Annotated in this window: 12 protein-coding genes; 6 read left to right on the top strand and 6 right to left on the bottom strand. The window is 71.0% G+C overall.

Annotated features, from left to right (window positions below):
• The 3 genes from AB0K34_RS27285 to AB0K34_RS27275 all read left to right on the top strand — a co-directional run.
• On the top strand, positions 1–1,071 hold a 1,071-nt coding region (locus AB0K34_RS27285; protein ID WP_364551719.1), incomplete at its 5' end, for an AAA family ATPase.
• A gap of 156 nt (positions 1,072–1,227) precedes the next feature.
• The gene (locus AB0K34_RS27280; protein WP_301176830.1) at positions 1,228–1,632 is read left to right on the top strand and encodes a VOC family protein; all 405 of its coding nucleotides are present in this window, start codon (positions 1,228–1,230) and stop codon (positions 1,630–1,632) included.
• A 223-nt stretch (positions 1,633–1,855) separates the two neighbouring features.
• A complete protein-coding gene (locus AB0K34_RS27275; protein ID WP_364551716.1) occupies positions 1,856–2,563 on the top strand; it encodes a hypothetical protein in 708 nt (235 codons plus the stop codon).
• A gap of 574 nt (positions 2,564–3,137) precedes the next feature.
• Here AB0K34_RS27275 and add read toward each other — a convergent pair.
• Positions 3,138–4,112, bottom strand: a complete 975-nt coding sequence (gene add / locus AB0K34_RS27270) for an adenosine deaminase (RefSeq protein ID WP_364551714.1) — start codon at positions 4,110–4,112, stop codon at positions 3,138–3,140.
• A gap of 145 nt (positions 4,113–4,257) precedes the next feature.
• On the opposite strand from add, the gene AB0K34_RS27265 reads away from it, so the two are divergent.
• Entirely contained in the window at positions 4,258–5,037 is a 780-nt protein-coding gene (locus AB0K34_RS27265; protein ID WP_364551711.1) for a GNAT family N-acetyltransferase, read from the top strand.
• Between the two features lie 206 nt (positions 5,038–5,243).
• Positions 5,244–6,362 carry an NADAR family protein gene (locus tag AB0K34_RS27260; RefSeq protein ID WP_364551709.1) on the top strand — a complete coding sequence of 373 codons (1,119 nt, stop codon included), beginning with the start codon at positions 5,244–5,246 and terminating at the stop codon, positions 6,360–6,362.
• Positions 6,363–6,365: 3 nt separating this feature from the next.
• Here AB0K34_RS27260 and AB0K34_RS27255 read toward each other — a convergent pair whose 3' ends face one another.
• On the bottom strand, positions 6,366–7,244 hold the full coding sequence (locus AB0K34_RS27255; RefSeq protein ID WP_364551706.1) for an A/G-specific adenine glycosylase: 879 nt from the start codon (positions 7,242–7,244) through the stop codon (positions 6,366–6,368).
• A 135-nt stretch (positions 7,245–7,379) separates the two neighbouring features.
• On the opposite strand from AB0K34_RS27255, the gene AB0K34_RS27250 reads away from it, so the two are divergent.
• Entirely contained in the window at positions 7,380–7,928 is a 549-nt protein-coding gene (locus AB0K34_RS27250; protein WP_364551703.1) for a hypothetical protein, read from the top strand.
• A gap of 10 nt (positions 7,929–7,938) precedes the next feature.
• On the opposite strand, the gene disA is transcribed toward AB0K34_RS27250, so the two are convergent.
• From disA to AB0K34_RS27230, 4 genes are all read right to left on the bottom strand, one after another.
• Complete coding sequence (disA, locus tag AB0K34_RS27245) at positions 7,939–9,021, bottom strand: DNA integrity scanning diadenylate cyclase DisA (protein WP_138635325.1); 1,083 nt, start codon at positions 9,019–9,021, stop codon at positions 7,939–7,941.
• 113 nt (positions 9,022–9,134) lie between these two features.
• Positions 9,135–10,568: a DNA repair protein RadA gene (gene radA, locus AB0K34_RS27240; RefSeq protein ID WP_138635326.1), complete on the bottom strand. Its 1,434-nt coding sequence runs from the start codon at positions 10,566–10,568 to the stop codon at positions 9,135–9,137.
• 51 nt (positions 10,569–10,619) lie between these two features.
• Complete coding sequence (locus AB0K34_RS27235) at positions 10,620–11,678, bottom strand: alpha/beta hydrolase (RefSeq protein ID WP_364551700.1); 1,059 nt, start codon at positions 11,676–11,678, stop codon at positions 10,620–10,622.
• Positions 11,679–11,712: 34 nt separating this feature from the next.
• Positions 11,713–12,411 carry a class I SAM-dependent methyltransferase gene (locus AB0K34_RS27230; RefSeq protein ID WP_364551698.1) on the bottom strand — a complete coding sequence of 233 codons (699 nt, stop codon included), beginning with the start codon at positions 12,409–12,411 and terminating at the stop codon, positions 11,713–11,715.
• Positions 12,412–12,456 lie beyond the last annotated feature (45 nt).

The raw sequence follows: 12,456 nt of genomic DNA, 5'->3' as shown, positions 1-12,456 counted from the left end.
GGGATCCCGGTGTTCAAGCTGACCGAGGAGGAGTCGACCCGGCTGCTGCGCATGGAGGACGAGCTCCACAAGCGCGTCATCGGCCAGGAGGACGCGATAAGGGCGCTGTCGCAGTCGATCCGCCGCACCCGCGCCGGGCTGAAGGACCCCAAGCGTCCCGGCGGCTCGTTCATCTTCGCCGGCCCGTCGGGGGTGGGGAAGACCGAGCTGTCCAAGACGCTGGCGGAGTTCCTGTTCGGGGACGAGGACGCGCTGATCCAGCTGGACATGTCGGAGTTCATGGAGAAGCACACGGTCTCGCGGCTGTTCGGGTCCCCGCCCGGCTACGTCGGGTACGAGGAGGGCGGCCAGCTCACCGAGAAGGTGCGGCGCAAGCCGTTCTCGGTGGTGCTGTTCGATGAGATCGAGAAGGCGCACCAGGACATCTTCAACAGCCTGCTGCAGATCCTGGAGGACGGTCGTCTCACCGACGCCCAGGGGCGTGTGGTGGACTTCAAGAACACCGTGATCATCATGACCACGAACCTGGGGTCCAAGGACATCTCCAAGGGCGTGTCGATGGGGTTCGCGCGGCAGAACGACGAGCAGGGCTCGTATGAGCGGATGAAGGCCAAGGTGTCGGAGGAGCTCAAGCAGCACTTCCGGCCCGAGTTCCTCAACCGTGTCGATGACACCGTGGTGTTCCACCAGCTCACCCCGAAGGAGATCATCCAGATCGTGGATCTGATGATCGCCAAGGTCGACGAGCGGCTCCGCGACCGCGACATGGGCATCGAGCTGCGGCAGGAGGCCAAGGACCTGCTCGCCCTCCGCGGGTACGACCCGGTGCTGGGGGCGCGGCCGCTGCGGCGCACGATCCAGCGGGAGATCGAGGACACGCTGTCGGAGAAGATCCTCTACAGCGAGCTCAAGCCCGGCCAGATCGTGATCGTGGGCACCGAGGGCTTCGACCCCGACAACCCCGACACGGCCGAGAACGCCAAGTTCACCTTCAAGGGCGTGCCCAAGCCCACCGGCGTCCCCGACAGCCCGCCCCCCATCGAAGGCGCGGTCAACTTCAACAAGGACTGACCCACAATCGCATAGCCCAACGCGCAGGGGCCCGTAGCCGGAACCAACCGGCTGCGGGCCCTTCCGCATGCAGTCTGTCAACGGCCCGCATGTACGGAGGCCGCGCGGGAAGAAGTACCCGCCTAGCCGGCAGATCCGAGACATGCAGGAGCAGTCGTGAGCCCCTCCCCAGGCATAGCCTTGTCCGCCCCCGTCCTGGACGCCCCGGACCCCCACGCATTGGCCGGCTTCTACCAGCGCCTCCTGGGCTGGACGGTCGTCCAGGAGCACGCGGACTGGGTGAAACTGCGCCCGCCCGGCGGAGGCACTGGCCTGTCCTTCCAGACGGAGCCGATCTACCGGGCTCCCACCTGGCCGGCCGCCGATGGCAGCCAGCAGATCATGGCCCATCTCGATTTCGAGGTCGACGATCTGGAGGCCGCCTGCGAGCGCGCGAAGGCCGCCGGTGCCGTCCTGGCGGATTTCCAGCCCGAGGACGACGTCCGCGTCTTCCTGGACCCGGTCGGCCACCCGTTCTGCCTCTTCCTCCCAGAACCCGAAGCCCCACCGGCGCCCGCCTGAGAACGCGCCCACCGCCTCGGACGGCCTCCGGCCCCACACCGGCCGCATGACGAGAAGCCGCAGGCGCGGACGAACACCGACACCCGGCCCATGTCCCCGGTCTCGGCCGCTGCTCGTCCACCGGCTGTCCACAGAATCCGATTCCACCTCCCGGCGCTCCCGCCGTCCCGGACGATTCCAGTGGACGCCCGGAGATGTCGGAGGCGAGGCATAGTGTTCGAACATGCGATCGAATATGGTCGGGGCGGCGGCGGAGTTCCGGCGGCGGCGAGCGCAGGCGCCGACCGCCGAGGCGCGCATGGCGGAGGCGTTCCGGCGCGACGTGCGGGCACGAGCGCCGGACCGCCTCCCGATCTTCCGGTCTCGGCTGCAGGGCGAACTGCTCGCGCGCCTGCTGCTGGGGCCGGTCCGCGAAATGTCGATGCTCGACCTCGCGGTGATGCTCCGCACCGACCTCGCGTCCGTGATGCGCGAGGTCGAACGCCTGGCGCGAGCGGGCATCCTCACCCTCCGCCGCACCATGGCCGGACGACTCGTGACGCGCGACACGACCAGCCCCCTCTACCAGCCGCTCGCCCACCTCCTCATGCTGACGTTCGGGCCGGCGGCGGTGGTGGCGGAGGAGTTCGGCAAGCTCTCACCCGTCCGGGAGCTCTACCTGTTCGGCGCTTGGGCCGAGCGCTACGAGCACCCGGCCGGTGAGCAGTCCGGTGACGTAGAAGTACTGGTGATCGGCGACCTTCAGCCGGACGCCGCATTCGACGCGGCCCAGGAGACCGCCGCCAGGCTCGGCATCCCCGTCCACCCGGTCGTCCGCACTCCCACCCAGTGGGCGGACGACACCGACCCTTTCCTCCGCGAAATCCGCACCGGCCCCCTCCACACGATCCCGACCGAACACTCCCCGTCCCGTCCAGGCCCCACCCCCTGACGACGGCCCCAGGCGTCGACCCACCAGCCGTCCAACCACCACATGACCCCAGATCAGCCGACCGTGAGCAGACGACGCCGCCGGGCATGTTGTGCGAGAACGGCAGGTCAACCGGTGCCCCCCTCGCGCCTGCCGAGACGGTGAACCAGCGGGCGGCGAGCCAGGGCCTGCTGGGACGGGGCCTGTGAGCGGCGGTGTCGGGAGGTCATGGCGTGTCGTGCCCTGGAGCGGGGCGGCGGCCGGTGCGCCAACAGATAGTGCGGGTTCGGCGGGTGGTGGGTTGACGGGCGGTGGGACGGCGCTGGTAGGGGCAGCGGTCGGCGAGCGGCGGGGCCGGGAGGCCAAGGCGTGCCGTGCCCGACGCGGTGGCGGTGGCGGTGGCAGGGCCGGGGGCAGGTCTGTGCGTGGATGGTCGCGTTCCGCGGCTTGTTGGAGTGAGCGCCTCTATGAGACAGGTCTCATCGCCCAGTCGGGTCATCGCCTGCCACGCACCGGTGGTTTCCCCTGCGGGGCGGTGGTTTCTCCTGCGGGGCGGTGGCTTCCCCGCTGGGGTGCGGGTGTTGGGAGGGGGTGGTTAGGGGGGTGTTAGCCAGGTGGTGATGGCCTGGTGGAGGTCGGTTTTGGTGGTGGGTGGGGCGAAGGATGCGTCTACGGCTGCTTTGGCCAGGTCGGCTAGGGCGTGGTCGTTGTAGGCGAATGTGTCGCGGACGTGGGTGTACTCGGTGGTCAGGGAGGTGTCGATCAGGGCGGGGACGTCGGTGTTGAGCGTGACGATCAGGCCCGCGTCTCGGAGGCGGGGGAGCGGGTGCTCCTCCAGGGATGGGGCGAAGCCCAGGGCGACGTTGGAGGTCGGGCACACTTCGAGGGGGATTCCGCGTTCCCTGACCTCGGCCACGAGATCGGGGTCGTCCAGGATCCGGATGCCGTGGCCCAGGCGTTCGGCGCGGCCGGGGCCGAGGGCCTGGCGGATGCTGGCGGGGCCCTCTCCCTCGCCGGCGTGGTGGACGACGTGCAGGCCGGCGTCGTGGGCGGCGGCGAACACCTCGGTGAACGGGTCTCCCGGGTGCGCCTCGTCGCCCGCCAGGCCGATGGCGACCACGCGGTCGTGGCGCCGGGCGAGGTCGAGCGTCCGCCAGGCGCGCTCGACGGAGCGGCGCCGGGAGTGGTCGAGGATGAGGCGGCACTCGATTCCGAATGCGTCCTCCCCGGCCTCCAGGCCCTCCAGGACGGCCTGGAGCGGCATGGCCAGGTCACCGAGCCGCTCGCCGTGTCCGGCGGCCGTGAACGAGACCTCCGCGTACCGGACGCCCTGTGCGGATTCGTCCGCGCAGAACTCGTAGGCGATCCGCCGGAAGTCGGCGGGGTGCCGCAGGCAGGCGCGGACGAGATCGTTCTGCGCGAAGAAGGAGGTGAAGTCGCCGAGCGCCGCCGTCTGGTCGGGAACGTCCACGCCGTTGGCCGCGCCGATCTCCCGGAGCGTCCCCCACCGGACGGTGCTCTCCAGGTGGACGTGGAGGTGTGCTTTGGGAAGGCTCAGCAGATCGCGCACGGCGGTACGCTACGGCCCCCCACGGCGAGCTGACCAACGATTATCCGTGGGGTGGCGGGGAGGCTGGGATGTCCGGTCCTTGCTCAGGTGCGCAGGTGAGCTGGTGGTCTCGTTGGGGTGGTTGGTTCGTGGCTAGGCTTGCGAGGTGAAGGTCCGATCTCTTGCGTTTCGCACGGATCTGTTGATCCGCCGCTTGGCCGGCTCCGTCATCGTTGATCACCCGTCCCACCAGGTGGTGCGGACGCCCGCTAACCCGAATTTCTGGTGGGGCAACTTCGTGCTCGTCGCTCCCGACGCGCTCACGGAGGCTCCCGAGATCTTCGCTGCGGAATTCCCGGAGGCGTCTCACCTGGCGATCGGTGTGGACGGGACCGAGGGCGAGGCGGGCCGTCGCCCGGAATGGGAGCGGTTCGGGATCGGTGTCGAGGCCGATGCGGTGCTCACGGCTTCCTCGCTTCGAGCCCCCGGATCGGTGGCGCCAGCGGTTCTGCGTCCGTTGATCGATGACGACTGGAAGCAGGCGGAACGGCTGCGGCACGCGTGCGATGAGTCGGAGCCGTCGGAGGAGAACGCGGCGTTCGTGATGGCGAAACTCGCTGAGGAACGGCGCATGTGCGAGGTGGGCGACGCCACCTGGTTCGGCGCGTTCGTGGACGGCGAGATGCGCGCGGGGTTGGGTGTCGTCCTCGATGGCCGAGGGCTCGCCCGGTACCAGCATGTCGAGACCCATCCCGAGTTTCGTCGACGCGGTCTGGCCTCCGCGCTCGTCCACTTCGCCGGGGTGGAGGCCATGTCCAAGGGAGCACGGACGCTCGTGATCGTCGCAGATCCGGAGGGCGAGGCGATTCGGATCTACCGATCACTCGGATTCGTCGAAACGGAACGCCAAGTCAGGCTCCAGCGCGCGGCTGATGATGCGACATAGGGTCTTGGTGCGTTGACTTGAGTGGCCGATTGGGTGCCGTGCTTGGAGCTTTAGTGGGTTCGATGTGAGTGTTGGTCGGCCATTGTTGTTGACCGAGGTGGGCGGCGGGCAATCGTGGTCCGGCTCGTGAGGTCGGTCTTTTTGTTTCGGGTGTTCGCCCTTGTTGGTGGCGCTCGGGCTCAGCTTGTAGTTGAGGAGTTCTTGAGGTGCAGCGGATCTATCGGGTTGAGGACGGGCGGCGCATCGATGGTGTTGCGCGGCCCGTTTTCATCCACAACATGTCGTACCACCTGACCGACCTGCTCGTGTTCGCGGACGGCGCGATCAACTGTTGGGACTGGGTCGATCTGGACGGCCTGCGGGAGAAGCTCGACTCCGGCTGGGTGGTGACGGAGGTTCCCGAGGGCGGCGAGATCAGCGCGTTCGAGCTGGGGCGCTGGAAGGCCGCCGAGCCGATGTTCGGTCTCACGGCGGAGATGCTGCTCGGCGAGGTGGCGGACGACATCGAGCGGCTGAACGGACGTCCCGACTCCACCGGCCGGTGCCTGGCCGTGCTGGACCGGTATCTGGAGTCGCGTGACGAGGCCGATCGGCTGGCGTTGCGGGAGGCTTACCTGGCGATCCCCGCGCACAAGCGGCACTACTCGCTGGGGGACATGGACAACAAGGATCGGCCGCTGGTCTACCTCTGCACCGATATCGGTGAGTCACCGATAGGCGGGTGGTTCAGCGATGACGAGGTCACCGAGGCCAAGCGAGAATGGGCGCTGGAGTATTTCGCCAGAAGGGGCCGTGATCGCGCGGAGTATGCGGCCAAGCGGCCGGCGGACGACCCGGTGGAGCCGGTGGCGGGGCCGTTGCACTTCGGTGGGCGCGTGTATCCGAAGGGGTTCCCGGAAGACGCTGGAATTGATGTGCTCCAGAACGATTACCCGCGCCCGATCGAGGTCGGCGGTGTTGTTTATCCGTCTGTTGAGCATGCATACTGGGCACTTTCCACCGACGATGCTGGTGCTCGCGAGCTGATTTGTGCGGCTGAGCGGGGTTATGGTGCCCGGAAAGCCGCTGAGGAGGCGCCGCGCGTCCAAGGGTGGGCGCAGGCGCGGACGGCGGTGATGGCCGGTCTCCTGCGCGCCAAGTACGCGCAGCATCCGGATCTCGCGGAGATTCTGGTCGGTACCGGTGATGCGCCCCTGGCCTACAGCGGGACGGATTCCGACCACTGGAACACGCGCGGCGGGGCAGGCCGCAATTGGGTGGGGCGGCTGCTCGAACTCGTCCGGTCCGAACTGCAGGCGGAGCGGGCCGGGATCGGGCTGCCCTGACGCTCAGTGGGGCAGGGCGTAGCGGCCGTCGTCCAGGGGGTCGACCAGGCCGTCGGCGATGAGGGCGTCCAGGGCGCGTTCGCGTTGGACGGCGTCCGACCAGACGACGTCGAGGGCCGGCTTCTCGACCGGGCCCTCGGCGTCCCGCAGGACGGCGAGGATGCGGCCGCGGCATTGGCGGTCGGTGCCGGCGTACGTCTGGCCCCGGCGCGGCGGGCCGTCGTAGGCGGGGCGTCCGGCCGCGTGCCAGGCGCACTGGTCGAGCACCGGGCAGTCGACGCAGCGGGGCGTGCGGGCGGTGCAGACGAGCGCACCGAGTTCCATGGCGGCGACGGCCCAGCGGGCGGCGGTCGGCGCGTCGGGCGGCAGGAGGCTCTCCGCCAGCTCGACCTCCGCCCTGGTCTGCGACTTCGGCGGGTACTCGGTGCCGGAGACCAGCCGGGCCAGGACGCGCCGGACGTTGGTGTCGAGGACGGCGTGCCGCTGCCGGAACGCGAAGCTGGCGACGGCCGCGGCCGTGTACGCGCCGATGCCGGGCAGTGCCAGCAGGTCGGCGTGGGAGGACGGCACCTCGCCGCCGTGGCGTTCGGTGATCGCGCGAGCGGACTCGTGGAGGCGCAGGGCCCGGCGCGGGTAGCCGAGCCGCCCCCACGCCCGGACGGCCTCCCCGGACGGTTCGGCGGCCAGCGCGGCGGGAGTGGGCCAGCGGGCCATCCAGGCGTCCCAGACGGGCAGGACGCGCGACACCGGGGTCTGCTGGAGCATGATCTCGCTGACGAGGACGCCCCACGGGGTCGCGTCCGGGGCCCGCCACGGGAGGTCCCGGGCGTTCGCCTCGTACCAGGCGAGGATCGGGGCGGTGTAGACGGAGTTCAGGTTCATGGCGCGCGGCCATTGTGGCATGCGGCGGGTCGTCCCCTAGTTCTGGTCTCGCGAATGCATACTGCCCGTATGTTTCCGAATACTGGGCGTCACTCGGGTGGTTCTGGGTTGGACCAGTACTGGCGGCGTCGGGCGGTGGCGTTGGCCGCCGTTCTGGGCGCGGTCGGCCTGCTGGCCTGGGCGTGCGCCGGGACGGGCGGGAGCGAGCAGGTCCGGAACGCGGGCGCGGCGGAGAGCGCGAGCCCGCCGCCCCCGCCCACCGCGATGCCGACGGTCACGGTCACCACGACGACCACGCCCGAACCGGACCCCGAGAAGGACGGCGGCCCCTGCGACGACGATGACCTGGTCATCAACATGTCCGCCTTGCAGAGCACCTACAGCGGCTCCGCACGGCCCGAGTTCAGGGTCACGGTCGTCAACACCGGCCAGGGTTCCTGCAAGTTCGACACGGGTGGGCTGGACGTCCGCATCACGTCGGGCTCGGATCGCATCTGGTCGTCCGCCGGCTGCCGGCGAGGCGCCGCCCCGAAGGAGACGCTCCGCCGCGGCATCCCGTTCGTCGACAACGTCACGTGGGACCGCACCCGGGGCTGCAAGGGCAAGGTCAGCGTACGTCCAGGCACCTACGTGGCCCAGTTGAAGGGCACGAAGGTCGAGAAGCAGATCTTCCGGCTGCGCTGAGGCGCGCGGGTCAGACGTAGCGTTCCAGGATGGAGGATTCGGCGAGGCGGGACAGGCCCTCGCGGACGCTGCGGGCGCGGGACTCGCCGACGCCGCCGACGGCCTGGAGGTCGTCGATGCTGGCGGCGAGGAGCTTCTGCAGGCCGCCGAAGTGCTCGACGAGGCGCTCGACGACCATGCTGGGCAGCCGGGGGACCTTGGCGAGCAGGCGGAAGCCCTTGGGGCTGACGGGCAGGTCGAGGGCGTCCGGGCCGGCGAAGCCCATCACCTCGGCGACCGTGGACAGGTCGAGGAGCTCGTTGGCGGACAGGGTGTCGAGGGACGCCAGGATGGCCCCGACGCCGCGGGCGCGGGTGTCGTCGGACGGGTAGTCGCGGACGATCAGCTCCCGGTCGGCGTCGACGCCGGAGACCAGCTCGTCGAGCTGGAGGGACAGCAGCCGGCCGTCGGTGCCGAGCTCGACGACGTAGCCCTCGATCTCGTCGGCGATGCGGCGCACCATCTCCAGGCGCTGGACGACGGCGCTGACGTCGCGGACGGTGACGAGGTCCTCGATCTCGAGGGCGGAGAGCGTGCCGGACACCTCGTCGAGCCGCAGCTTGTAGCGTTCGAGCGTCGCCAGGGCCTGGTTGGCCTTGGACAGGATGGCCGCCGAGTCTTCGAGGACGTAGCGGATGCCGTCGAGGTACAGCGCGATGATGTGCATCGACTGGCTGACGGAGATGACGGGCAGGCCGGTCTGCCGGGCGACGCGCTCGGCGGTGCGGTGCCGCGTGCCGGACTCCTCGGTCGGGATGGTCGAGTCGGGCACGAGGTGGACGGCGGCGCGGACGATGCGGCTGTGGCTGTCGTCGAGGACGATGGCGCCGTCCATCTTGGCGAGTTCGCGCAGGCGGGTCGCGGAGAACTCGACGTCGAGCTCGAAGCCGCCCGTGCACAGCTCCTCGACCGCCTTGTCGTAGCCGAGCACGATCAGGCCGCCGGTGTGGCCCCGGAGGATCCGCTCCAGTCCGTCGCGGATCTGGGTGCCCGGGGCCACCGCTGCCAAGGTGGCGCGGCGTCGTTCGTCATGACCCTTGTCGTGTGATGGCACCTGACCCCCGGAGGTCGCTGGACGGCGTCAGTTTACCGAGGAGGGCCGCGCACTGGTTCCTCCCCAGGTCGCAAGCGTGCGTTGTGTGGAGTAATACTCTGGCGTGACCCGTTTCACGGGGCCGTAAACGCGACCTGGAGCGCCTGTTTCAGGCTGTCGACCTCCATCACCTTCATGCCCTCGTAGCTGCTGAGCTGCGGGTCGGCGCGCTTGAGCGGGGACCCGTCGGCGAGTTCGAGGGAGCCGCGCGGGACGACGGCGTGCTTGAACCCGAGCCGGGCGGCCTCGGCGAGCCGCCGCTGGACGCCGGGCACGACGCGGACCTCCCCGGCGAGGCCGACCTCGCCGAGCGCGATCAGGCTGGTGGACAGGGCCTGCTCGACGGTGGAGCCCGCGACGGCGAGCGCGAGGGCGAGGTCGACGGACGTCTCGTTGAGCCGCACCCCGCCGACCGTGGAGACGTACACGTCCTGCTCGTGCATGGAGATCTTGCAGCGCTGCGCGAGGACGGCGAGGACCATCGCGACGCGGGAGGTGTCGAGGCCGGACGTGGCCCGGCGCGGCGCGGGCAGGTGCGACTTCGCGACGAGCGACTGGACCTCGGCGACGAGGGGGCGGCGGCCCTCCAGCGTGACGGTGACGCAGGTGCCGGGGACGGCCTCGTCGCGGCGGGTGAGGAACAGGCCGCTCGGGTCGGGCAGCCCGACGATGCCGACCTCGGAGAGGTCGAAGCAGCCGAGTTCGTCGGTCGGCCCGTAGCGGTTCTTCACGGCGCGGATCATGCGGAGCCGGGAGTGCCGGTCGCCCTCGAAGTACAGGACGACGTCGACGAGGTGCTCCAGCAGGCGCGGCCCGGCGATCGCGCCCTCCTTGGTGACGTGGCCGACGAGGACGACGGTGATGCCGCGCTCCTTGGCGACCCTGATCAGGTTGGCGGCGACCTCGCGGATCTGGGTGACGCCGCCGGGCGCGCCGTCGACCTCGGACGTCCCGATCGTCTGGATGGAGTCGACGACGAGCAGCGTGGGCTCGACGGCGTCGATGTGCCCGAGGATCGCCGACAGCTCGGTCTCGGCGGCGAGGTAGAGCCGGTCGGTGATCGCCCCGACCCGGTCGGCGCGCAGCCGCACCTGCTCGGCCGATTCCTCGCCGGTCACGTACAGGACGTTCTTGGCGGGGGTGTCGCCGTTGCCCTCGGGGCCGGTGGAGGCGAGCGCGGCGACCTCCAGCAGCAGCGTCGACTTGCCGATGCCCGGCTCGCCCGCGAGCAGCAGGACGGCGCCGGGCACGATGCCGCCGCCGAGCACCCGGTCGAGCTCGTCCAGGCCGGTGGGGCGGGTCTTCGCGGACCGGACGTCCACCTGCCCGATCGGCCGGGCGGGCGCGCTGACCGGCCCGGCGGTCACGACCCGCGCGGGGGTGGCGGACGCCGCCTCGGTGACCGTCCCCCACGTCTGGCACTCGCCGCAGCGCCCCACCCATTTGGACGTCTGCCAGCCGCACTCCGAGCACCGGTAGGCCGCCTTGGCCGTCTTCGCCTTCGCCATGGGACGGAAGCGTAGAGCCCGCCTGCGACAGCGGGCCCGCGGCGGCGCGGGTCAGGTGTTCTTGCGGGCCCGTTCGATCAGGTCGCCGAGGTGGTCGGAGACGACGCCGGGGCGCTCCATCATGGCCATGTGCCCGGCGGTCGGGACGACCTCCAGCCGGGCGGACGGCACGCACGAGGCGATCTTGAGGCTGTGCTCGATCGGGGTGAGCATGTCGTTCTCGCCGCCGAGGACGAGGGTGTCGGCGCCGCCGAGGGCGGCGCAGTCGCTGATCACGTCGGTGGTGATCATCGAGCGCAGGAAGGCGGCGAACGCGTCCATCCGGGTCTCGGTCATCATCTGCTCGGCGAACGCGACCGCGGCGGGGCTCGCGTCGGGGCCGAACGCGACGAGGTCCTCGACGAGGGTGGCGGCGTCGCGGCCGAGGTGGCGGACCCGCTCCACGGCGCCGGAGCCGGCGCCGAACGCGTCGAGGGCGCGCGGCAGGACGCGGTGCGTGGTGCGCGCGAGCAGCGCGGGCATGCCGAGGGTGATCTCGCCGAGCCCGCCGGACGAGGTGCACAGCAGCCCGGCGGCGAGGATCTTGCGGCCGACCAGCTCCGGGTGCTCGTCGGCGTACCGCATGATCGTCATCCCGCCCATCGAGTGGCCGACGAGGACCACGGGCGTGTCGGCGGGGACGGTCGCCTCGATGACGGCGGCGAGGTCGGCGGCGAGCCGCGGGATGGCGTAGCCGTCCCGGTCGCCGCCGTCGGAGCGGCCGTGGCCGCGCTGGTCCCAGAAGACGAGCCGGCCGAGGCCGCGCAGCGCCTTGCGCTGGAAGTGCCAGGAGTCCTGGGTGAGCGTCCAGCCGTGCGAGAACACGACGGCGAGGTCGGTGCGGTCGTCGCCGTCGATCTCGGCGTACAGCCGGGTGCCGTCGTCGGCGCGGACGGGGACGGGCCGCCCGCGCAGGGAGCCGAACGGCTCGCCCGCGAACGGGTCGGGACGCAGCTGGAGGCGGCGCATCGCGCGGCGCTGGGCGACCAGCCCGGCGCCCGCGCCGGCGGCGCCGGCGGCGGTGGCGGCCAGCAGCCCGCCGAAGGCTCTCCCGGCAGTGACACGGCCCATGTCGGTCCTCCCGTATGACCAACTAGTCAGTAACTCAGGGGCAACGCCACCACAAATTCACGGCATAGTCCACCTCCAGGCCCGGATGCTCGCGCAGGCAGGCGTCGGCGAGGCCGGGCGGGAACTCGATCCGCAGCACGGCGGCGAGGTCGTCGCGGCTCTGGAACGCCCACCGGATCGTCAGCGGCTCGCGGGCGTAGCCGCGGCGCGTCCAGAACCGCTCGACGGCCTCCGGGTCGTACTTCGGCAGGCTCCGCCGGAACCAGCGGCCGAACGTGGAGCGGGTGGCGTCGTTGTCGATGATGAACACGGCCCCGCCGCGCCGGACGACCCGGTCGAGTTCGGCGAGGCCCGGTTCGCAGCCCGGCCCGAAGAAGTAGGCCCACCGGGCGTGCACGACGTCGACGGAGGCGTCCGGGAGCGGCAGCGCCTGCGCCGCGCCCACCCGCACGGTGACGTTCGGCAGGTCCCGGGCCCGGCGGGCGGCGGCCGCGGCGAGCCGGGCGTGCGGCTCCACGCCGACCACCCGGTGCGCGTCGGCGGCGAAGAACGGCAGGTGGAAGCCCGTCCCGCAGCCGACGTCGAGGACGTCGGCGCCCTTCCACGGGCGGATCGCGCGCATCGCGTCGGCGAGGACCCCGTCCGGGTCGACGGCGCGGTTCTCCAGCTCGTAGACCTGCGGGGAGTTCCAGATGTTGGGGCTCGGCACGGCGCCCGGCGCGATATCGGCCACGGAGACAGAGCGTAACCGCCGCCGGGCGGGCGATGCGGGCCGTCG

This window comes from Actinomadura sp. NPDC049382 (genome assembly GCF_040677125.1).
Lineage (GTDB): Bacteria > Actinomycetota > Actinomycetes > Streptosporangiales > Streptosporangiaceae > Spirillospora > Spirillospora geliboluensis.
Note: the sequence above shows the minus strand (reverse complement) of the source record. Positions and strands in the feature narration are given on the sequence as shown.